Here is a 21,443-nt window from a genome sequence, read left to right as displayed (position 1 = left end):
GCTCAGAGCAGATGAGATTGACAGCCGATTTCTGCCTGTCGCCACCATCTCTTTGGGTCGACTTCGACTACTCGTGATACTGAGAAACCAAATGACGACGCGGCTCATCGCGCGCTGGTTGATGCGTCGCATTGTTTCTCCACTTTGCACTTAAATATCAGCTCTAAGGGAAAGGAATCCTTCCTCTAAATGCATAAATCACCCGCAAGGACAACATTTCTTTACTTAATCCTAAAGCTTTACGCGCAGCGTAAGCTGCGCGCTTAGGTACGAAATGCCGCCGCCGAACCACCCGAATGCATCGAAACTCACCAGTATTCCCACAGTGAAGACCGGCAAAAAACGGCCAAGAGCGGACAAACTAGAGGCAAATAGATGGCGTTGACCTGCTACGCTGAATCCTCACAGTAGTGTGGGCTTGCCGTCATCCATGCTCACTTCTTGCTGCGTACTAATAAGCAACACTAAGGGGAATCCTGATGAATTTGCTGACAGCACTCCAGTATGGGGCCCCTGGCCTTTCCGGCGTCATGCTAATACTGGCATTCAGGATGATCCAGACCGAACAACGAAGAACGACACCCCGGCAAGCAATCCTCCGATACACAATAGTATTCATGGCTTTCGCGTTCTCTCTTCTTGCTGCGAACATATTTCTTCAAATCATTGAGCGCCAGAAAGAGACCATTGAGCGCCAGGCGGACGCAGAATGCGCAGGGGTCTTGAATGCGCTGCGTGCAACTATTGCAGGCAAGGAACTGTATGAGTTCGAACAACCGAATCCAGACCACAGCAAACTACAAGCAACTATTATCGCCTTGAAAACTCAATCCGAAAAATCGCTGGAAGCTTGTGGAGTGTTACATTGACAGTGCTTAACCAAGGTTAAATCACTCTCTGGAACCGGGTTTAGCCGGGGCCTAAGTCTAACGTTATATTTATCGAAGGCCACATATGGACAATAAAGAAATGGCAAGAGAAAATCGCTAAGTCAGCACAAGCCTTTGCTGAGGCGATCGATTTCGACAAACTAATTAAAGATGGCCTCCTAATAAGGAAAGGCAAATCATTTTATGCCACTGACTTAAAGGCACTCCCAGAAACTGTATCAAGGCGTATTAAAGAAATTTCGGCGACTAAAGATGGCTTGAGAGTAAGTTTTTATAAAGAATCCAAATCGCTTAAAAAACTCGCAAGTCAGTTAAGTGGTTACCTTGAGTAAAAACATAACAATGCGCTCACTCGGGACTTCCTCGCGCCAGCCATTCATAAATGGTATCAATGTCTGCGAAGGACCGTGTGCGGCCCGGTCGCCAAGGGAACGATGTAGATTTTTGTCGTTTCTGGCCGGGGGTTTCTCCGGGGAAACAAACAGTCCAGGTAAAGGGTTGAATGGCATGGTTTGGCGTACGGTTTGCCCCATTTTTGCCCCATGCACCACTGGCCTCCCAGTGCTAGCCACCATGATGGATTGGGTCTAACAGTCCTCCAACGCCCCAGCCAGACTGGCTAGACCGCTGCAAATTCTTCGCTTGGTAGCAATTTCTAAGCAAGCTGTAATTACTACCTCACATTGGCACAGCCGGTACTATGCTTGTGTTTTTTCTTGAAAGGAGTCGAGGTCATGCCGAGTGATTATTCACTATCGGATGTACTGGAAAGGCTGTACGAAAACCAGCAGGCTCTGCAGGCAGCCATTATGGAGCTGACCCTCCTGGTTGAGGAGCAAGGGGCGCAGGAAGTGGGCGGAAATGTCCGTGGAGCACTGTGGACCATGGGTGAAAACGCCGGCCATATCAAACAAGGCATGGCGCGATTGAAGAAATTGGACATCGGTTAACCGATCGCACACAAAAGGCCAGTCGACAGTCATGTTGAGGTGAATTCGGGGACCAGATCGGTTCACCTCACAGGCAGCTATCGGCCGATTGTGTTGAAAAAGTCGACCCGGCCGAGCTACCCATTTATCGAACGGTGAAAATGCCATTTTTGCACACCGCTACGTCAAATCTGAGCCTTGAACCTTCTGCGCAACGCACGAATTTCAATCTCGAACGCGTACTTTTCTGCCGTAGAAACAGAAGTCGACTTTTTCAACAGAATCGGCCAGAAGCGGTCATTCAGGACGGAGACGCTAAACCTCTACCGAACATAGACACACTGCCGACGACTTCGTACCCTCGGGGCTGGTCTGTCGGCTCTTTTAGCTTGAGCACTCGGCACACAGCAGCATCTTGCCATGGAAGAAAAAATGAAGTTCTACGCAAACAAACTGAATGGAAACTTTCTCAGAAATGTGCTTCCCGACGAAAGTGTTCAAGTTGATTGGGTTCGCGCAGCCATTGCTTACGGGAGTGATGGAACTACTCTCGTGGAAAATTGTGTGGAGCACGGGCGTAGGCTCGACATATGGATGCGATATGACCATACAGTTCCGGTAGATCCTCGTCTCCTTAGACTCTTGCTTCGAAACAGCGGAAAAAACATCTTCTGCATCCTTATTCCGGATGTTCTTCACGCAAAGGTAATTTGGTGGAAGAACTATGGCGTATATATTGGCTCCGCAAACCTCACCGAGCGTGCTTGGGTTACTAATATTGAATTTGGCGTATTTATCCCGGAGCAGGATCTAGAGGCCAATGGAGGTATAGCTGAGATAGAGGGGTTCTTTGAATCCTTGATTTCTTGCGATGCAGCACAGCAGTTGACGGAAGAAATAATCCAGGAACAGGAGAGAATTCTTAGGTTCAGAGAAAAAGACCTGCAAAAAATTGAGCACGGGGCGGAGCGTTTGAGGAGCATTAAGAAGTGGGAGGGCCCCGCCTTTACGAGCTCCGATAAAGCGCTTGATATTCGCAAGGAATCTTTCATTAAGGAATGGCGCAACGGCCTCTCCGTTTTGAGAGATATTGCTGATAGAGCCCCGGACTACCGTCCAAGGTGGCTCAGTCAAGATGTGCCTGCGGCTTGGCAAGCAGACCAGTTTTTGCACGCCTTTTACTACAACAAAGTGGTTGATGGAGTTCGTCATCCATTTGATGAGCACTATCAGAAAAATAGGAAAGATCCAGCCGCAAGCATGCTAGCTGCGCTAAAGTGGTGGTCTGAACTGGACGCGCCTCCGTCCAGTGAAGACGTGAACTGCCACGTCCGAGCCCCTGTCATACGTCGTCATCTAAAAAAGAACAAGGTAAGGTCTCTTTCTCTAGAGGAGTTCTTTGAGGTTCTGCATGCCAACCACTCGACCGTAGACCATGTGCGTCGTATGAGGCTTGAGGAGTTAGGTTTGAGGGGCGTGCAGGACGTTACTGAGGCGCAGCGTGTCAAGGCATTCGCCGAGCTGCTGTTTAGCCAGCAAAATGAAAGGGGTGAAACAGTCTTAGACCTCTTAGCCTTTGTGCTTGATGGCGGTTCTCCAAATGACATTCCGGCAAGACTGTTTGAGGTGGTGCATAGCTCAGCAAGAAGATTCCCTCATTTTGGAAACAATCAAATCGCAGAACTTGCAGGATGGGCTCGCCCCGAGTTGTGCCCGCCACGTAATGGCAGAACCAGTAAGGGGTTAAGGGCGCTAGGCTACGACGTTCACGTGTACTAAAGGTTTCAGTACGCTTCGTATGGTAAAGCCGAACAATTCGGTGCAGGCGCTACGGCCCTAACGGGACGTGCTTGAGCTCAAAACACTAGTGTTCGGTTTGGCCCGACAATAGTCGGATGGTAGGGGCTGCTTCTGGGCAATTTCAGCTTGTTGCGACCGACTGAAACCGGCCAGAAGCGGTCATTCGCTTATAGCCGGCGAAGCCTATACCTTTATCGAAACGAGGGGATTCCAGTTAACGGCGATAGCAGCTCATCTTCGTCCATAAGATGTCTTTCGATGTCAGGTAGGATCAAAACTCCTAGCGTGTAATTGAATCCACTACCCTCGATTACAAAGGCATGTTCTTCAATTTCAAGCTCTGCTGATTCTCGCGAAAGCCAGGCGTTCGCAGGAATGATACAGGACGTTCCAGTCGCTGATCGCACCGCATTGTTCAGTACTGACTGAGCGGGAGGTTCAATGGTTTCGTTCCGAGTGGCGAAGTAAGCACCAGATCGGAATGCCCGCTCGTTTGAGCAGGACCAGTCAAGGAAGCCGTCTTTGGCTGATAGGACGATAACTCTACCCGGTGCTACCTCACGCCATTTTAAGGCGGCTGCGGTGACTGAAACACCGTATCGATCTGCACAGTGGCGAAGCAAGTCCATCGAGAACGGATGCCCATCTACCTGTGCCCGGAAATCGTTGAGCGGCATCAGCAAATACGATGCGAAGGTATCGGCTTCAACCTCAATATCACGTCCATGGGGATCCCAGGAGTGCATGTCTTGATTTGAGCAATTGAAGCGAGATTGGCGTTCGCGATGGAGCATGTAGTGCCCAAACTCGTGGGCAATGGTGAAGCGAATCCGGCCTTCCGACTCAACGTCCTCGTTAACGCCGATCATCCATCCATTGCCCTTCGGACTCTTGGCTAGCATCCCCTCGAACGAGGGTAGCGGAACTGTTTTGATAGCCAGAATTGGCTGATCAGGACAGGTCTGCGACGACCACTCGAGCGCTAATGCTCTCACATCGACCGGAAAACGGTCACCCCCTAACACCTGCTCCAAAACTCGAGATATACGAATCGCTTCGCTCTTAGGGGTAGTGGCCATGCTAAGTCAGCTCCACCAATCGTCGACCATTTTCCGAACAGCCGCATCTGAATGGCGAACCTGTGTGGGCAATAGAGCTAGAGCGCGACCAGCTCGGCGACTTTTGCTGCCACCACCGCCATTGAATCTTCGGCAGTGTCCAAGCCGCTTCGGGAGGCGAGCAAGGGGCTGACATTGCGGAGAGCTTCATACGTGGTGTTGTGCACAATGGGAACGAGTTGGTTACCTGCCAGGAGTGCCGAAAGCTCTTTGTCGGCGACGCTCTCTTTGGGGAGGCGGGTCAGCAGCGCAGGCGCCACCGCCACTCACCAAGCCCTGTTAAACCTGGGCAGGACTCGCGATGGGCGCATGCGGTTGATCACGACCAACTTCGACCGTTTATTCGAAGAGGTGATGTGAGCTCCAACATGCTGCACGCTGACATGTACAAAGCATCGCTTACAGCAGCCGTATGGGTTCCCTTCACAGGGAACGGGAACTGGGCGAACTTACCCCCGTTGAAAGTGATATGGATAACGCGCTGTGACCCCGCGCCGATTCGTTTACCTTTCACCGTTTCCACCGGGAAGGCTGGGTGGTGTCCCTTCAGCGTTGCCATCAGCTTCCTGGCAAAGAATGCATCGCTATGGGTAGTCATGGCCGCCTCTTTTTTTACCGACCTGACCTGAGCTGTCGTCGCACTTCGACATGCGATGAGCTTTGGGCGGTTGCAGGAGTTGAGTGCAACACGGTTATTGGATTGAAGTGGGCGCATCGTGCCGCATAGCCATGGCCTTTTGCATCACCTCACTCATCATTTCGATCGGACATTTGAAATCGAAGCGTTTACGGGGGCGCATATTCAGTTGCAAGGCAATGGCATCCAGTTCTTCCTGGCTGTGTCCCGACAAGTCCGTGCCCTTGGGCAGGTACTGGCGGATCAGGCCATTGATGTTTTCGTTACTGCCGCGCTGCCAGGGGCTGTGCGGGTCGCAGAAGTAAATCGCGATGCCGGTTTTCTGGATGATCTCGGCGTGTCGCGCCATCTCCCGGCCCTGGTCGTAGGTCAGGCGCTTCTTCGACAAGGCCATTAAAGCGAACGGCGAGCCGGATAAGGTCGCGATGGACAAGAGCGGCGCTAAAAAGGCCGCAATCGATGCGATCAACACCGCTCGCAACGTGCTCATTCTGGTGCGCCAGGTTAAATACCTCAACAACATCGTCGAGCAGGACCATCGCGCCATCAAGCGGGTGACCAGGCCGATGCTCAACTTCAAATCGTTCCGGTGCGCCAACTGCGTGCTCGCCGGAATCGAACTGATTCACATGATCCGCAAGGGCCAGTTCGCTATTGATGGCACCGACGCAAGTAAGCCGACAACACGGCCCGGTGCTACGGATGAGCAAATCAACGCGCACCTGCATAACGACGACGGATCGTTAAGAACTCGCAGCGACGTCGCCAGCGCCCTGCACGCCGTCGGATTGGGGGCAGGTGCCAAGCGCATCGCGGCCCAGCTGCAGGCCGCGCGTGGACCGCAATAGTCTGGATGGCCCGCGCTGACGTGAGGGGCACTGTCCTAACCGCTCGACGCCACTCCATAGCCCGTTCCAGCCGGTCCGCTGGCTTCAAACCCCGCCTTTGAAAAACCTGTTCACGGCCAACGGCGGCTGGGCAGGGTTGCTGGAGGTCGGCGGTCTACGCGCCATCGAAGTGGAATCGGTGAGCAAAATGCTGGCCAGCGGCACTTCGATCCTGGGCGTAAAGCACTGCACCTGCGGCAATGGGCACTGCCCGCACGTCAAATACCGGTGCAACACCCGCCACTGCCGGGCCTGCCCGTCGTGCGGCAAAAAGGCCACCGATCAGTGGATTGCCGTCCAACACAACCGCTTGCCCGACTGCGCCTGGTACCACCTGGTGTTTACGCTGCCCGACACGCTGTGGCCGCTGTTCTTTCACAACCGTGCTCTGCTCGATGCGCTGTGCCGCCTGGCGGCGGACAACCTGTTGTACGCCGCCAGGCGGCGAGGTTTGCGCATCGGGCTGTTTGGCGCGCTCCACACCTACGGTCGGCGGCTCAACTGGAGTCCCCATGTGCACCTCTCGGCGACCGCCGGTGGCCTGGATGAGCAGGACGTCTGGAAAAACCTGGCGTTTCATGAAAAGGCGATGCGCCGGCGCTGGATGTGGAATGTGCGAAACACCTCTTGGAGCAATGGGCCAGTCGTGTTGCCGCCGGAATTAGCGCACATCACCTGCGAAAGCGACTGGCGACACTGATACTCAACGCCGGCGGCCAGCATTGGCACGTCTATGTGTCGAAGAGGACGGCAAACGGGCGAAAGACGGTGAATTTACCTGGGCCGTTACCTGAAAAAACCGCCGATCTCGGGCAGCCGCCTGGCGCATTACACCTCCAGTGCGACGTTGAGCTTCACCTACCTGGATCACCGCACGCAGACCTACCAGGAGGAGTCGCTGAGCCAGACGGACATGCTGCGCCGGGTGGTGCAGCACATCCCGGAAAAGCACTTTCGGATGATTCGGTATTTTGGTTTTCTGGCTAATCGGGTGTGTGGTCAGCAGTTACCACGGTTTACGAAGCGTTGAAGATGGAGGCGCGCGGCAAAGCGCCAAGAGGGCAGCCTACGGCTGCAAATGGGTCCGTGCCCACTTCACAGCCAGTTGCCTGGCCCGCGTGTTCCCCCGCCCGCCTTCGGAACCCCCTAAGCCCTTGTGACCACCTACTCGGATCCAGGTCGTTTCGTGCGGCCGATTCAATCACTCAGAACAGGCCCAGACCACCATGGATCCCCTCCGATCAGGTAGCCCTTCCAGCACTACACCGCATCAGTCAATTCCGCTCACCCCCAGAAGCGTCGGGCTCTCAGGCTCAGCCTGTCCATCCCGGTAGAATTTCTCTTTCCCGATTGAGCCTCAATGCGGGCCTGGCTTTAGATCAGGTTGTAACCCAGCCCAACCTCGATCATCAACGTGTTGCATCGCTGGTACGCAACGCTCTACAGGACGACTCTTTCGGCTTCAATCTACCAGCGGTATGGAGGCTACCTATCAGGCGTCGGTCAGCCCACCAGTGGGTGGCAATCCTATGAGCATTGCCAATTTAACCAGGGCCGAGTTAACCATCAACACGCGATTAAACGATCAATCCCAATACGACATCGTTAGCGCTAATTTGCGTGACCTTTCGGGAGCTATATCCGTAAACCTGCCCGGCCTCCGCCTGCCTCGGCACACGCGGAAGCGTCCTCTGCCAGCGGGCAACAGCCATCTCCCAGCCAACTGGCCGCGCAATCCTCACGGGGTCAGTTGACCCAGGCCCTGATTACAAAAAGCAGTACTCAGAACTTTTCCGGTGCACCGCTGCCGTCGGGCGCTTCGGTCAGTACCCAGTCCATGGTCTTTTCCCACGACGGCTCGGCCGGCACCTCAACAGGCGTTCCCGGGCCTAGCCGGAACCGGCCCGCTCATGCGGTAAGCAGCGCACCCTACCAGGCGCCCTCCCTGTCCTCTCGGTCGGGGGCAGCGTCCGAAGGCCAGCCGCCAAAACGGCGAGGCGCCACGGATAATCAGATCTCCGCGCACCTGCACAACGACGGGTCGTTGAGAACTCGGAGCGACGTCATCAGCACCCTGCACGCCGTCGGATTGGGGGCAGGTTCCAAGCGCATCGGGGCCCAGCTGCAGGCCGCCGGGGGGGCACGGCGTCTGCGAGGCGCCACGGATGCTCAGATCGACGCGCACCTGCACAACGACGACGGGTCGTTGAGAACTCAAAGGGCCGTCGCCAGCGCCCTGCAGGCCGCCGGATTGGGGGCAGATACATCGCGCATCACGGCCCAGCTGCAGGCCGCCGGGGGGGCACGGCACCTGCGCGGCGCCACGGATGAGCAGATCAACGCGCACCTGCATAACGACGACGGATCGTTAAGAACTCGCAGCGACGTCGCCAGCGCCCTGCACGCCGTCGGATTGGGGGCAGGTGCCAAGCGCATCGCGGCCCAGCTGCAGGCCGCGCGTGGACCGCAATAGTCTGGATGGCCCGCTGACGTGAGGGGCACTGTCCTAACCGCTCGACGCCACTCCATAGCCCGTTCCAGCCGGTCCGCTGGCTTCAAACCCCGCCCTTTGAAAAACCTGTTCACGGCCAACGGCGGCTGGGCAGGGTTGCTGGAGGGCAGCGGTCTACGCCATCGAAGCGGAATCGGTGAGCAAAATGCTGGCCAGCGGCACCTCGATCCTGGGCGTAAAGCACTGCACCTGCGGCAGTGGGCACTGCCCGCACGTCAAATACCGGTGCAACACCTGCCACTGCCGGGCCTGTCCTTCGTGCGGCAAAAAAGCCACCGATCAGTGGATGGCCGTCCAACACAACCGCTTGCCCGACTGCGCCTGGTACCACCTGGTGTTTACGCTGCCCGACACGCTGTGGCCGGTGTTCTTTCACAACCGTGCTCTGCTCGATGCGCTGTGCCGCCTGGCGGCGGACAACCTGTTGTATGCCGCCAGGCGGCGAGGTTTGCGCATTGGGCTGTTTGGCGCGCTCCACACCTACGGTCGGCGGCTCAACTGGAGTCCCCATGTGCACCTCTCGGCGACCGCCGGTGGCCTGGATGAGCAGGGCGTCTGGAAAAACCTGGCGTTTCATGAAAAGGCGATGCGCCGGCGTGGATGTGGAATGTGCGCAACTACCTCTTGGAGCAATGGGGCCAGCTCGTGTTGCCGCCGGAATTAGCGCACATCACCTGCGAAAGCGACTGGCGACACTTGATACTCAACGCCGGCGGCCAGCATTGGCACGTCTATGTGTCGAAGAGGACGGCAAACGGGCGAAAGACGGTGAATTTACCTGGGCCGTTACCTGAAAAAACCGCCGATCTCGGGCAGCCGCCTGGCGCATTACACCTCCAGTGCGACGTTGAGCTTCACCTACCTGGATCACCGCACGCAGACCTACCAGGAGGAGTCGCTGAGCCAGACGGACATGCTGCGCCGGGTGGTGCAGCACATCCCGGAAAAGCACTTTCGGATGATTCGGTATTTTGGTTTTCTGGCTAATCGGGTGTGTGGTCAGCAGTTACCACGGGTTTACGAAGCGTTGAAGATGGAGGCGCGCGGCAAAGCGCCCAAGAGGGCAGCCTACGGCTGCAAATGGGTCCGTGCCCACTTCACAGCCATGTTGCCTGGCCCGCGTGTTCCCCCGCCCGCCTTCGGAACCCCCTAAGCCCTTGTGACCACCTACTCGGATCCAGGTCGTTTCGTGCGGCCGATTCAATCACTCAGAACAGGCCCAGACCACCATGGATCCCCTCCGATCAGGTAGCCCTTCCCAGCACTACACCGCATCAGTCAATTCCGCTCACCCCCAGAAGCGTCGGGCTCTCAGGCTCAGCCTGTCCATCCCGGTAGAATTTCTCTTTCCCGATTGAGCCTCAATGCGGGCCTGGCTTTAGATCAGGTTGTAACCCAGCCCAACCTCGATCATCAACGTGTTGCATCGCTGGTACGCAACGCTCTACAGGACGACTCTTTTCGGCTTCAATCTACCAGCGGTATGGAGGCTACCTATCAGGCGTCGGTCAGCCCACCAGTGGGTGGCAATCCTATGAGCATTGCCAATTTAACCAGGGCCGAGTTAACCATCAACACGCGATTAAACGATCAATCCCAATACGACATCGTTAGCGCTAATTTGCGTGACCTTTCGGGAGCTATATCCGTAAACCTGCCCGGCCCTCCGCCTGCCTCGGCACACGCGGAAGCGTCCTCTGCCAGCGGGCAACAGCCATCTCCCAGCCAACTGGCCGCGCAATCCTCACGGGGTCAGTTGACCCAGGCCCTGATTACAAAAAGCAGTACTCAGAACTTTTCCGGTGCACCGCTGCCGTCGGGCGCTTCGGTCAGTACCCAGTCCATGGTCTTTTCCCACGACGGCTCGGCCGGCACCTCAACAGGCGTTCCCGGGCCTAGCCGGAACCGGCCCGCTCATGCGGTAAGCAGCGCACCCTACCAGGCGCCCTCCCTGTCCTCTCGGTCGGGGGCAGCGTCCGAAGGCCAGCCGCCAAAACGGCGAGGCGCCACGGATAATCAGATCTCCGCGCACCTGCACAACGACGACGGGTCGTTGAGAACTCGGAGCGACGTCATCAGCACCCTGCACGCCGTCGGATTGGGGGCAGGTTCCAAGCGCATCGGGGCCCAGCTGCAGGCCGCCGGGGGGGCACGGCGTCTGCGAGGCGCCACGGATGCTCAGATCGACGCGCACCTGCACAACGACGACGGGTCGTTGAGAACTCAAAGGGCCGTCGCCAGCGCCCTGCAGGCCGCCGGATTGGGGGCAGATACATCGCGCATCACGGCCCAGCTGCAGGCCGCCGGGGGGGCACGGCACCTGCGCGGCGCCACGGATGAGCAGATCAACGCGCACCTGCATAACGACGACGGATCGTTAAGAACTCGCAGCGACGTCGCCAGCGCCCTGCACGCCGTCGGATTGGGGGCAAGTAGCGCGCGCATCGATGCCCTGCTGCAGGCCGCGCGTGGACCGCAATAGTCTGGATGGCCCGCTGACGTGAGGGGCACTGTCCTAACCGCTCGACGCCACTCCATAGCCCGTTCCAGCCGGTCCGCTGGCTTCAAACCCCGCCCTTTGAAAAACCTGTTCACGGCCAACGGCGGCTGGGCAGGGTTGCTGGAGGGCAGCGGTCTACGCCATCGAAGCGGAATCGGTGAGCAAAATGCTGGCCAGCGGCACCTCGATCCTGGGCGTAAAGCACTGCACCTGCGGCAGTGGGCACTGCCCGCACGTCAAATACCGGTGCAACACCTGCCACTGCCGGGCCTGTCCTTCGTGCGGCAAAAAAGCCACCGATCAGTGGATGGCCGTCCAACACAACCGCTTGCCCGACTGCGCCTGGTACCACCTGGTGTTTACGCTGCCCGACACGCTGTGGCCGGTGTTCTTTCACAACCGTGCTCTGCTCGATGCGCTGTGCCGCCTGGCGGCGGACAACCTGTTGTATGCCGCCAGGCGGCGAGGTTTGCGCATTGGGCTGTTTGGCGCGCTCCACACCTACGGTCGGCGGCTCAACTGGAGTCCCCATGTGCACCTCTCGGCGACCGCCGGTGGCCTGGATGAGCAGGGCGTCTGGAAAAACCTGGCGTTTCATGAAAAGGCGATGCGCCGGCGCTGGATGTGGAATGTGCGCAACTACCTCTTGGAGCAATGGGGCCAGCTCGTGTTGCCGCCGGAATTAGCGCACATCACCTGCGAAAGCGACTGGCGACACTTGATACTCAACGCCGGCGGCCAGCATTGGCACGTCTATGTGTCGAAGAGGACGGCAAACGGGCGAAAGACGGTGAATTTACCTGGGCCGTTACCTGAAAAAACCGCCGATCTCGGGCAGCCGCCTGGCGCATTACACCTCCAGTGCGACGTTGAGCTTCACCTACCTGGATCACCGCACGCAGACCTACCAGGAGGAGTCGCTGAGCCAGACGGACATGCTGCGCCGGGTGGTGCAGCACATCCCGGAAAAGCACTTTCGGATGATCCGCTATTTTGGTTTTCTGGCTAATCGGGTGTGTGGTCAGCAGTTACCACGGGTTTACGAAGCGTTGAAGATGGAGGCGCGCGGCAAAGCGCCCAAGAGGGCAGCCTACGGCTGCAAATGGGTCCGTGCCCACTTCACAGCCATGTTGCCTGGCCCGCGTGTTCCCCCGCCCGCCTTCGGAACCCCCTAAGCCCTTGTGACCACCTACTCGGATCCAGGTCGTTTCGTGCGGCCGATTCAATCACTCAGAACAGGCCCAGACCACCATGGATCCCCTCCGATCAGGTAGCCCTTCCCAGCACTACACCGCATCAGTCAATTCCGCTCACCCCCCAGAAGCGTCGGGCTCTCAGGCTCAGCCTGTCCATCCCGGTAGAATTTCTCTTTCCCGATTGAGCCTCAATGCGGGCCTGGCTTTAGATCAGGTTGTAACCCAGCCCAACCTCGATCATCAACGTGTTGCATCGCTGGTACGCAACGCTCTACAGGACGACTCTTTTCGGCTTCAATCTACCAGCGGTATGGAGGCTACCTATCAGGCGTCGGTCAGCCCACCAGTGGGTGGCAATCCTATGAGCATTGCCAATTTAACCAGAGCCGAGTTAACCATCAACACGCGATTAAACGATCAATCCCAATACGACATCGTTAGCGCTAATTTGCGTGACCTTTCGGGAGCTATATCCGTAAACCTGCCCGGCCCTCCGCCTGCCTCGGCACACGCGGAAGCGTCCTCTGCCAGCGGGCAACAGCCATCTCCCAGCCAACTGGCCGCGCAATCCTCACGGGGTCAGTTGACCCAGGCCCTGATTACAAAAAGCAGTACTCAGAACTTTTCCGGTGCACCGCTGCCGTCGGGCGCTTCGGTCAGTACCCAGTCCATGGTCTTTTCCCACGACGGCTCGGCCGGCACCTCAACAGGCGTTCCCGGGCCTAGCCGGAACCGGCCCGCTCATGCGGTAAGCAGCGCACCCTACCAGGCGCCCTCCCTGTCCTCTCGGTCGGGGGCAGCGTCCGAAGGCCAGCCGCCAAAACGGCGAGGCGCCACGGATAATCAGATCACCGCGCACCTGCACAACGACGACGGGTCGTTGAGAACTCACAAGGACGTCATCAGCGCCCTGCGCGCCGCCGGATTGGGGGCAGGTGCCAAGCGCATCGGGGCCCGGCTGCAGGCCGCCGGGGGGGGACGGCGTCTGCGAGGCACCACGGGTGAGCAGATCAACGCGCACCTGCGCAACGACGACGGGTCGTTGAGAACTCACAAGGACGTCGCCAGCGCCCTGCGCGCCGCCGGATTGGGGGCAGATACATCGCGCATCACGGCCCAGCTGCAGGCCGCCGGGGGGACACGGCGTCTGCGCGGCACCACGGATGCTCAGATCGACGCGCACCTGCACAACGACGACGGGTCGTTGAGAACTCAAACTGACGTCCTCAGCGCCCTGCACGCCGTCGGATTGGGGGCAAGTAGCACGCGCATCGCGGCCCAGGTGCAGGCCGCCGGGGGGGGACGACACCTGCCCGGCGCCACGGATGAGCAGATCAACGCGCACCTGCACAACGACGACGGGTCGTTGAGAACTCAAAGTGCCGTCGCCAGCGCCCTGCGCGCCGCCGGATTGGGGGCAGGTAACGCGCGCATCACGGCCCGGTTGCAGGCCGCGCGTGGACCGCAATAGTCTGGATGGCCCGCTGACGTGAGGGGCACTGTCCTAACCGCTCGACACCACTCCATAGCCCGTTCCAGCCGGTCCGCTGGCTTCAAACCCCGCCCTTTGAAAAACCTGTTCACGGCCAACGGCGGCTGGGCAGGGTTGCTGGAGGGCAGCGGTCTACGCCATCGAAGCGGAATCGGTGAGCAAAATGCTGGCCAGCGGCACCTCGATCCTGGGCGTGAAGCACTGCACCTGCGGCAATGGGCACTGCCCGCACGTCAAATACCGGTGCAACACCCGCCACTGCCGGGCCTGTCCTTCGTGCGGCAAAAAAGCCACCGATCAGTGGATCGCCGTCCAACACAACCGCTTGCCCGACTGCGCCTGGTACCACCTGGTGTTTACGCTGCCCGACACGCTGTGGCCGGTGTTCTTTCACAACCGTGCTCTGCTCGATGCGCTGTGCCGCCTGGCGGCGGACAACCTGTTGTACGCCGCCAGGCGGCGAGGTTTGCGCATCGGGCTGTTTGGCGCGCTCCACACCTACGGTCGGCGGCTCAACTGGAGTCCCCATGTGCACCTCTCGGCGACCGCCGGTGGCCTGGATGAGCAGGGCGTCTGGAAAAACCTGGCGTTTCATGAAAAGGCGATGCGCCGGCGCTGGATGTGGAATGTGCGCAACTACCTCTTGGAGCAATGGGGCCAGCTCGTGTTGCCGCCGGAATTAGCGCACATCACCTGCGAAAGCGACTGGCGCCGCCTGGTGCTCACTGCGGGCGGCCAACACTGGCATATCTACCGGTCGAAGAAGACGGAAAACGGGCGAAAGACGGTGAATTTACCTGGGCCGTTACCTGAAGAAGCCTCCGATCTCGGGCAGTCGCCTGGCGCATTACACATCGGGCGCGACGCTGAGCTTCACCTACCTGGATCACCGCACGCAGACCTATCAGCAGGAGTCGCTGAGCCACATGCGGCGCCGGGTGCAGCACATCCCGGAAAAGCATTTCCGGATGATCCGCTATTTCGGCTTTCTGGCCAACCGGGTGTGTGGGAAATACCTGCCGCAGGTATACGAAGCCCTGAAGATGGCAAAGCCGGGGCCGACGCCAAAGCTGTATTTCGCACAGATGGCGAAAGCGTTTTTAAATGTCGATCCGTTCAGCTGCGTGCTGTGCGGCGCGCGGATGGTGTACACGGCGGCGATCAGTGGGCTGACAGTGAAGGGGCTGGTTACCCATGCCCACGCGATCGCGCGGATGAGGTATGTGCGGGCTTGATGCGGGAAAGGTGCGTCCGAAATCTGGAAAAGGTAGAGAAAAGTCGCTTTCGGCCCCTTTTTCGACGCGGGCGATGGGTGAAAAAACATTTTTCCCTGACATCGACGCCACGTTGGAAAAGTTTCGATGATGCCTTTTCAGCTCATGACCCTGGTTAGGAATTATTGAATTTCCTATACATGTACGCACATCACGATGGGACACTTGGTGAGCATCATCACGATCATGAGTTTTATGTCCGTTACCACGAAGCAACAATGCGTCGTGATTTCGGGGTCTTAATTGACAGGCTTTTTCAAAAGTACATCGCCGGCATTGCCAAACTGGAGGTCGTGCCATCAGGCGAGCACAGGGCGCATTTGAAGAGGCTAAGTCGTGATCTGGGACGGCTTAGCAGCCGAACCGTCGCTAGAAAGCGAGGCCGACGGGTCATACCGGCGTCACTCAGTAGTTGAGTAACAACAGCCAGAGTAATTAGCAGACCGGGGCACTCATCATGGCGTACAACGGCCCCTCCAGGGCGCCAGGGCAGCACCCGCAGTTGACGAGGACGAGATAGACGATAGCCGCCGCGTACAGCCCGCCCAGTGCGTCGAGATGTTTTGGGGCGGGCTTGTTCATGGCTTCTTTGGTTAGCGCTGGTAAAACATGTCTGTTTGCTTGTCCGCAGGATCTGTCTTAGGTGCGTTCAGCGGATGGCCCAATTGGCGGCGAATCTCTGCCAGCCAAGCTTTGTACGGAGTGTTTTCACGTTCGCCCCATGGGTAGGCCTCGGTCAAAGCCTTACGCAACGCCTTCATGTCGCTGCGGCCAACGCTACGAATCACTTCTGCGACGATCGGCGCCGCTGCATCTGCCCAAGACATCGTCTACATCCTCCTGCTACCCAATCTTAAACCGGAACAAGAGCTGCGTAAGGAGCTGATCATCTGTCTGCGCCAAAGCAAGACAACACGCAGGCCGCGCTCTGGTGGCGTGGATCGGCGCGGCCAGATTCCCGAGATGGTCAGCATCCATGTGCGTCCGCCGGAGATTGACGACCGTCTGATGCCGGGGCATTGGGAAGGCGACCTGATCAAGGGTAAGGCCAACGCCTCGTCCGTAGGCACGTTGGTGGAGCGCACCAGTGGCTACCTGATGCTGGTGAAGATGAATGATGCGACGGCAACCTCGGCGATGGAGGGCTTCAGTGCAGCGCTCAATGGCATGCCGCTGGCAATGCGCAAGAGCATGACCTACGACCAGGGCCGGGAGATGGCGCGACACGCCGAGATCACCCAGAAAACCGGCATCGCGATTTACTTCTGCGACCCGCACAGCCCCTGGCAGCGCGGCAGTAACGAAAACATCAATGGCCTGATCCGCCAGTACCTGCCCAAGGGCACGGACTTGTCGGGACACAGCCAGGAAGAACTGGATGCCATTGCCTTGCAACTGAATATGCGCCCCCGTAAACGCTTCGATTTCAAATGTCCGATCGAAATGATGAGTGAGGTGATGCAAAAGGCCATGGCTATGCGGCACGATGCGCCCACTTCAATCCAATAACCGTGTTGCACTCAGCTCCTGCAACCGCCCAGGTTCATTCGCAATTAATCCCGGTTTGCGGGCCGGATAGACGCAATTAATTCCGGTCGAAAAACGCGATGATTGCAGGTCGGCGTGTTTATGAATGCAGGTCGCTACAACTACGCCGCATGCTCAAACGCCAGGTACAGCCCTTCCTGACTCCCCGATTTCAGCGCCTTCACGGTTTCGAGGCCCAGGCCGAAGCCCTCGGCCAGATCCGCCGCGCGGAATAGCTCGGCCGCGGTGCTGGCCTGGGCGATGGCGCCCAGCCGTTTCAGCGCCTGCACCTGCACCGCGTACGGCAGGTTCAGCGCCGCCAACGGGTCGTGTTTGTCATGCCCGTCGCGCGCGCTCATTCGAGTTGCCTCCAGTCGCCTTCCTCGACATGAAAGATCAGCCAGCCGCTGCCGTCGCTGCCGCGATCGCCCTCAAGAGGGCAGCCTACGGCTGCAAATTGGTCCGTGGAGGGTGTCTCAGATTTTGTGTAAACGGGATTTCTGTAAAACCGACAACAGGCGATCTTCGAACTGGATACTGAAGCGATTCAAGGCCGCTTTCCAGTCCCGGATCGGCATTGTCCACTTCTTGCTGATGTTGTTCAGCGCTAGGTAAAAAAGCTTCATCACCGCCTCGTCAGTCGGAAATGACGCACGGGTTTTGATCACTTTGCGCAGGATCATGTTGATCGATTCGATGGCATTGGTGGTGTAAATCACCTTGCGGATCTCGGCTGGATAATCAAAAAACGGGATCACCCGTGCCCAGTTTCGACGCCACGACAGGCTGATCGATCGGTACTCGGCGTCCCATTTGGCTTCAAATTCGCAGAGCCGTTGCTCAGCCAGCTCGGCGGTGGTCGAGGTGTAAATCAGCTTGAGATCAGCCGCGACTTCCTTCTGCCGCTTCCACGACACGAAGTTCAAGCTGTCGCGCACCATGTGCACGATGCACAGCTGAACGACGGCTTTCGGGTAGCGGCGCAGCGGAATAGGCCGTTTACCGGATAGTAGGGGCCGAAGCGCTCGCCCTCATATTCGGCGTACAACTCATTGTCGAACAGGCCCCACAACAGAATTGCATGGTCGCCGGCCATGCCCGGATCAAGTTCATATTGTCAGTGACAGCGCTCAGCTTGGAAACGCACGGCAGCACGATTGCTGGCAGTTCGACATCTCTCCGTCCGACCTCAAACGCATCGACAAGCAGCAACTGACGGCTACACCAACCACGCTGCTGGCGAACCCACGCATTGGCGAACGTCTGGAAGAGTTCGAGCCTCGTGATGTGCGGCGAATTCAGGTCGGTCATTACGAGATGCGCTACGAGATAGCTAAACCAGTCCGTCATTTGCAGATAATCTGAGCCGAAAAACAGGATAAACGCGAGCCGCTACACCTAGGGCTGGGGGTTATGCGGCTGACCATAATAAGGTTATGTGGTCGAGAAAGTGGAACCTGATGGCGTCTGAAACCACCCACTGTGGTCAAGAAAGAAGGTGGTTTGATGGACAGCCTACATATCAGCGGACTCTCGGGCAATGTCGTGGCCTCCGGCATCGATGCGGTGCACCAGTTTGCGATTGCTGGAACGGATCACAAGGTCAATGCCCTGTCGTTGCGATGGTTGGGCCAAGCCAGTGCTTCCATTGGCGGGCGTATCGTTGCCGATATCAAGAATGGCAAGATGTTCCAGATGGCCTCTCGCGGTGCCGCTGTTTTTGGCACTCCGGCGTTTTCGGATCGGGGGGTGACATGTCGGCCCCAGCTCAACTTCAAGGCGGGCGAGCACCAGGGCCTGGACCTTGTCAGCGTGGACATGGAAGACGATGCCGGCCGTAAGAGCCATTGGGGGGCTGCGCCTGGGCATGAGCCGCAACCTCCATCGATGCCTCGCCAGGCGCCACTTGGATCGCGCCAACTCATACGCAACCCTCTCATTGCGACACAACTGGCGTTCCAGGCATCGTCTCACCCCAGCTTGAGGGCGAGCGCAGTGGTTGGCAGCCAGACGCCGACGCAATCCGTGCCCGACAATGGAGCGCTTCCATTGCCGCCCCGACTGGCGCCGCGAGGGCCGCGACAACTGACGAACCATCCTCGAGCTGTCTCAGAGCCAATGCCCCAGGCAACGCGCCTGTCTGACTTGAAGTCGACGAGCTTTCTGGGTGGCCATATTTCAGCAGAGCCATTAGCAACTCGTCCGGCCAAAATATCAGTTCAACAACTGATAGAAAAGCTTCGTGCCGAAACCGTACCGCCCCAGCAGCAGCGGGTGAACCTACGCCGGACCACTGAGCCACCCCAGATGGGCACAGATGAGTTTTCCGCTATACGCATGCAGCTCCCCTCGGCATTACGGCCAGGTGCATCCGCCGTGCGTCCGAGAGCGGGTGAGCCGAACAGCGCCATGGAGGCGCGTATGCTCTTTATGTCGCCTGCCACCGTGTTCGGTGTCAGCTCGTCGGAAGCGGCAAAATTCAGTAATTTGCAGCCCATGAATTCGCAATTCTACGGTGAGGAAAGGGACGAAGTATTCGGTACCTCGGTCACGTACTTGAACATGCAGGATCGCGCCCGTTTCAAAGTGACCATTCGCGATGGCAAAGTTTTCGATGCCGACGGCAAGCCTTTTGAAACCCGTCAGGCATCGACGGCGTTCAAGGTCAACAAGGGCCGGGCGATTTTTGTCATGGATGCACAGGGTTTGATCTACATCTCGAATGAGCAAACCCGAGGCAAATTTCACCACTCCAGCTTTTTCGCCGGCCAACCGGTCGCGGCGGCGGGGGACATCGGTATTGAAAACGGTGTCATCACTGCCATTTCCAGAAAAAGCGGTCACTATCGGCCAACCCTCGAGCAACTGAATCAAGTTGTGCAACAATTGGCCGATCAAAACGTATCAGGAATCTTCGTTGATGAAGACCTCAGTTAATCTTAATTTTTTGCGCATTCCCATGAGCATGCTTTACGACATCGCCCAGCCGGAGGTTTTCCCTGGGTTGTCACCCGCGCAAACCGAACGGCTGACTCAGGAATACACCCCGGATGAGCTGGCCGGCATTCTTCAGGCGCTGGATTATGCGCAGCAGAACCCATCGTATGACTTCAAGGCGCTGATGCCGGACTTGCCCCATGGCAACGTTCAGATCAGCGAGTTTCTGAAGCGCATGCGTCTGTCGATTCCGCTTTAACAGGTCAGGCGGAACCGAATCGCTCTCAGACCACTCAAGACTCTCGACTCAAGGCCGTGAGTCAACCCACGGATACACGCCCCCGGCCTCGGTGTTCATGGCCGTCAACGGTACCGTAAGGACTCTATAACCGATGCCAACGCGTATTTCTTCCACCAGCCCGCAGCCACCCGCGGTTGTGCCTGACGCGATACCGGCCCTCATTTCGACTCTAACGACAGCGACACCAGCGTCATCCGAGAATCGTATCGATCGTAGGAATGAGACAGGTGCGCTGATCCCGGGGGGCAAGCCTGGAGACAAGATCTCATTGTGTCGCAGCGCCATTGAAGCATCAGCCCCACCGGGCAAGAGCGGATTAGAGCGTCTTCCCCTGGAGTTGGTACAGCATATTATCAGTTACTTAGCCGGTGGCTCAGCGGGTGATACGGCCGTGGGGATACGCGCCATCAAGTTGAGCAGCAAATTTTTAAACAAAGCGGTATATCCGTCGGTCAATGCGCATTACCTTTTTCTGAAGCAAATGCTACCCCACTTCGATCGCCTCATAACCCAGATACCAATTCACCAGATGAATAACCACATGCTGGCGTTGATGGGGCTTAAACAGCGCCAGGCGCTGGTCACAGCCGCCCTCCGCCTGCCCGACGCCGACAAGGCCGAGGCAATCGCCGGGTTGGGCGCTGGGCTGGAGGCGCTCGACACGGACCAGCGGAAGGCGCTGGTCACGGCCGCTCTCGGCCTGCCCGACGGGTTGTACAAGGCTGAGGCAATCGCCGGGTTGGGCGCCGGGCTGGCGGCGCTCGACCCGACGCAGCAGGAGGCGCTGGTCAGGGCCGCCCTCGACCTGCCCGGCGAGTTGTACAAGGCCGTGGCAATCGCTGGGTTGGGCGCCGGGCTGGCGGCGCTCGAACGGTCGCAGCAGGAGGCGCTGGTCAGGGCCGCCCTCGACCTGCCCGGAGGGTTGGGCAAGACCCGGGCAATCGCCGGGTTGGGCGCCGGGCTGGCGGCGCTCGAAACGGACCAGAGGAAGGCGCTGGTCACGGCCGCCCTCGGCCTGCCCGACGGGTTGGGCAAGGCCCGGGCAATCGCCGAGCTGGTCAAGGGTTATCAAGATTCGAAGGTTCGTGACTATCTTCGTTGAGGGGCAGGCCGATACCGTCAAGAGGCCGAGATGCGCAATTACGTTATTGACGCGGCTGCCTGAGAACAAGGTTCTGAGCGGAGGTGGTAGGGCTTACGTTGGTTCGGTTCCATTGCGCCCCAAACCCCTTGAACTGTTCCATGCCAAAGCGCACGAATTCAAGTCGCTGTTCAACAATACGCTGGACCCCGAACGGGCGAGCGAGTTGCGCGACAAGATGCTCGCGGCCGGCATTCCACTGTGAGGCAAAACCGCCATCCGTCATTTGCAGATAGCGTGAGCCCGTCGCAATGCAATGCGAGCCCGCGCCGTGGAATGCAAGCTCATTTGCAATTAATGTG

The 21,443-nt window shown here is 58.1% G+C and carries 16 protein-coding genes and 8 pseudogenes; 17 read left to right on the top strand and 7 right to left on the bottom strand.

The window, feature by feature from the left end:
* Positions 1–479 precede the first annotated feature (479 nt).
* The 3 genes from PSH65_RS21840 (at position 480) to PSH65_RS21830 (ending at position 3,598) form a co-directional block, all read left to right on the top strand.
* Complete coding sequence (locus PSH65_RS21840) at positions 480–869, top strand: hypothetical protein (protein WP_305422293.1); 390 nt, start codon at positions 480–482, stop codon at positions 867–869.
* Positions 870–1,624: 755 nt separating this feature from the next.
* A complete protein-coding gene (locus tag PSH65_RS21835; RefSeq protein WP_305422291.1) occupies positions 1,625–1,840 on the top strand; it encodes a hypothetical protein in 216 nt (71 codons plus the stop codon).
* A 411-nt stretch (positions 1,841–2,251) separates the two neighbouring features.
* Positions 2,252–3,598: a phospholipase D-like domain-containing protein gene (locus PSH65_RS21830; protein ID WP_305422289.1), complete on the top strand. Its 1,347-nt coding sequence runs from the start codon at positions 2,252–2,254 to the stop codon at positions 3,596–3,598.
* Positions 3,599–3,810: 212 nt separating this feature from the next.
* Here PSH65_RS21830 and PSH65_RS21825 read toward each other — a convergent pair whose 3' ends face one another.
* From PSH65_RS21825 to PSH65_RS21810, 4 genes and pseudogenes are all read right to left on the bottom strand, one after another.
* Complete coding sequence (locus PSH65_RS21825) at positions 3,811–4,698, bottom strand: ImmA/IrrE family metallo-endopeptidase (RefSeq protein ID WP_305422287.1); 888 nt, start codon at positions 4,696–4,698, stop codon at positions 3,811–3,813.
* Positions 4,699–4,775: 77 nt separating this feature from the next.
* Complete coding sequence (locus tag PSH65_RS21820; RefSeq protein WP_305422286.1) at positions 4,776–5,003, bottom strand: hypothetical protein; 228 nt, start codon at positions 5,001–5,003, stop codon at positions 4,776–4,778.
* 53 nt (positions 5,004–5,056) lie between these two features.
* Entirely contained in the window at positions 5,057–5,335 is a 279-nt protein-coding gene (locus tag PSH65_RS21815; protein WP_305422285.1) for a hypothetical protein, read from the bottom strand.
* Between the two features lie 94 nt (positions 5,336–5,429).
* A pseudogene (locus PSH65_RS21810) lies at positions 5,430–5,753 on the bottom strand (IS30 family transposase); the annotation flags it as partial.
* Here PSH65_RS21810 and PSH65_RS21805 point away from each other — a divergent pair.
* The 8 genes and pseudogenes from PSH65_RS21805 to PSH65_RS21770 form a co-directional block, all read left to right on the top strand.
* Positions 5,749–6,024: pseudogene (locus PSH65_RS21805) on the top strand (DDE-type integrase/transposase/recombinase); the annotation flags it as partial. The pseudogenes PSH65_RS21810 and PSH65_RS21805 sit on opposite strands and share 5 nt — an antisense overlap.
* Before the next feature lie 295 nt (positions 6,025–6,319).
* Positions 6,320–7,320: pseudogene (locus PSH65_RS21800) on the top strand (IS91 family transposase); the annotation flags it as partial.
* 691 nt (positions 7,321–8,011) lie between these two features.
* On the top strand, positions 8,012–8,734 hold the full coding sequence (locus tag PSH65_RS21795; RefSeq protein WP_305422284.1) for a hypothetical protein: 723 nt from the start codon (positions 8,012–8,014) through the stop codon (positions 8,732–8,734).
* A 54-nt stretch (positions 8,735–8,788) separates the two neighbouring features.
* Positions 8,789–9,833: pseudogene (locus PSH65_RS21790) on the top strand (IS91 family transposase); the annotation flags it as partial.
* 696 nt (positions 9,834–10,529) lie between these two features.
* The gene (locus PSH65_RS21785; protein ID WP_305422282.1) at positions 10,530–11,255 is read left to right on the top strand and encodes a hypothetical protein; all 726 of its coding nucleotides are present in this window, start codon (positions 10,530–10,532) and stop codon (positions 11,253–11,255) included.
* A 54-nt stretch (positions 11,256–11,309) separates the two neighbouring features.
* A pseudogene (locus tag PSH65_RS21780) lies at positions 11,310–12,355 on the top strand (IS91 family transposase); the annotation flags it as partial.
* 697 nt (positions 12,356–13,052) lie between these two features.
* On the top strand, positions 13,053–13,940 hold the full coding sequence (locus PSH65_RS21775) for a hypothetical protein (RefSeq protein ID WP_305422280.1): 888 nt from the start codon (positions 13,053–13,055) through the stop codon (positions 13,938–13,940).
* 54 nt (positions 13,941–13,994) lie between these two features.
* Positions 13,995–15,196 (top strand): annotated as a pseudogene (locus tag PSH65_RS21770) (IS91 family transposase).
* A gap of 632 nt (positions 15,197–15,828) precedes the next feature.
* Here the strand turns inward: PSH65_RS21770 and PSH65_RS21765 are convergent.
* On the bottom strand, positions 15,829–15,996 hold the full coding sequence (locus PSH65_RS21765) for a hypothetical protein (protein ID WP_305422278.1): 168 nt from the start codon (positions 15,994–15,996) through the stop codon (positions 15,829–15,831).
* A 97-nt stretch (positions 15,997–16,093) separates the two neighbouring features.
* Between PSH65_RS21765 and PSH65_RS21760 the strand changes: the two are divergent.
* A pseudogene (locus PSH65_RS21760) lies at positions 16,094–16,744 on the top strand (IS30 family transposase); the annotation flags it as partial.
* Between the two features lie 140 nt (positions 16,745–16,884).
* Here PSH65_RS21760 and PSH65_RS21755 read toward each other — a convergent pair.
* Entirely contained in the window at positions 16,885–17,121 is a 237-nt protein-coding gene (locus PSH65_RS21755; RefSeq protein WP_305422277.1) for a hypothetical protein, read from the bottom strand.
* A gap of 117 nt (positions 17,122–17,238) precedes the next feature.
* Positions 17,239–17,739, bottom strand: a pseudogene (locus PSH65_RS21750) (transposase); the annotation flags it as partial.
* 100 nt (positions 17,740–17,839) lie between these two features.
* Between PSH65_RS21750 and PSH65_RS31925 the strand changes: the two are divergent.
* The 5 genes from PSH65_RS31925 (at position 17,840) to PSH65_RS21725 (ending at position 21,346) form a co-directional block, all read left to right on the top strand.
* The gene (locus tag PSH65_RS31925) at positions 17,840–18,127 is read left to right on the top strand and encodes a type II toxin-antitoxin system RelE/ParE family toxin (protein WP_348529739.1); all 288 of its coding nucleotides are present in this window, start codon (positions 17,840–17,842) and stop codon (positions 18,125–18,127) included.
* Positions 18,128–18,244: 117 nt separating this feature from the next.
* Entirely contained in the window at positions 18,245–19,699 is a 1,455-nt protein-coding gene (locus tag PSH65_RS21740) for a hypothetical protein (protein WP_305422275.1), read from the top strand.
* Positions 19,683–19,958 carry a hypothetical protein gene (locus PSH65_RS21735; protein ID WP_305422274.1) on the top strand — a complete coding sequence of 92 codons (276 nt, stop codon included), beginning with the start codon at positions 19,683–19,685 and terminating at the stop codon, positions 19,956–19,958. Before PSH65_RS21740 ends, PSH65_RS21735 begins: the two co-directional genes overlap by 17 nt.
* A gap of 454 nt (positions 19,959–20,412) precedes the next feature.
* Entirely contained in the window at positions 20,413–21,102 is a 690-nt protein-coding gene (locus PSH65_RS21730; RefSeq protein ID WP_305422272.1) for a hypothetical protein, read from the top strand.
* Positions 21,086–21,346, top strand: coding sequence for a hypothetical protein (locus tag PSH65_RS21725; protein WP_305422271.1), 261 nt, complete (start codon positions 21,086–21,088; stop codon positions 21,344–21,346). Before PSH65_RS21730 ends, PSH65_RS21725 begins: the two co-directional genes overlap by 17 nt.
* Positions 21,347–21,443: the final 97 nt, after the last annotated feature.

It is taken from the genome of Pseudomonas sp. FP603, assembly GCF_030687415.1.
Classification (GTDB): Bacteria; Pseudomonadota; Gammaproteobacteria; order Pseudomonadales; family Pseudomonadaceae; genus Aquipseudomonas; species Aquipseudomonas wuhanensis.
Note: the sequence above shows the minus strand (reverse complement) of the source record. Positions and strands in the feature narration are given on the sequence as shown.

Coding starts and splice junctions, on each gene's coding strand:
- PSH65_RS21840 (WP_305422293.1), top strand. CDS start 480: ATGAATTTGCTGACAGCACTCCAGTATGGGGCCCCTGGCCTTTCCGGC.
- PSH65_RS21835 (WP_305422291.1), top strand. CDS start 1,625: ATGCCGAGTGATTATTCACTATCGGATGTACTGGAAAGGCTGTACGAA.
- PSH65_RS21830 (WP_305422289.1), top strand. CDS start 2,252: ATGAAGTTCTACGCAAACAAACTGAATGGAAACTTTCTCAGAAATGTG.
- PSH65_RS21825 (WP_305422287.1), bottom strand. CDS start 4,698: ATGGCCACTACCCCTAAGAGCGAAGCGATTCGTATATCTCGAGTTTTG.
- PSH65_RS21815 (WP_305422285.1), bottom strand. CDS start 5,335: ATGACTACCCATAGCGATGCATTCTTTGCCAGGAAGCTGATGGCAACG.
- PSH65_RS21765 (WP_305422278.1), bottom strand. CDS start 15,996: ATGAAGGCGTTGCGTAAGGCTTTGACCGAGGCCTACCCATGGGGCGAA.
- PSH65_RS21755 (WP_305422277.1), bottom strand. CDS start 17,121: ATGAGCGCGCGCGACGGGCATGACAAACACGACCCGTTGGCGGCGCTG.
- PSH65_RS21735 (WP_305422274.1), top strand. CDS start 19,683: ATGAAGACCTCAGTTAATCTTAATTTTTTGCGCATTCCCATGAGCATG.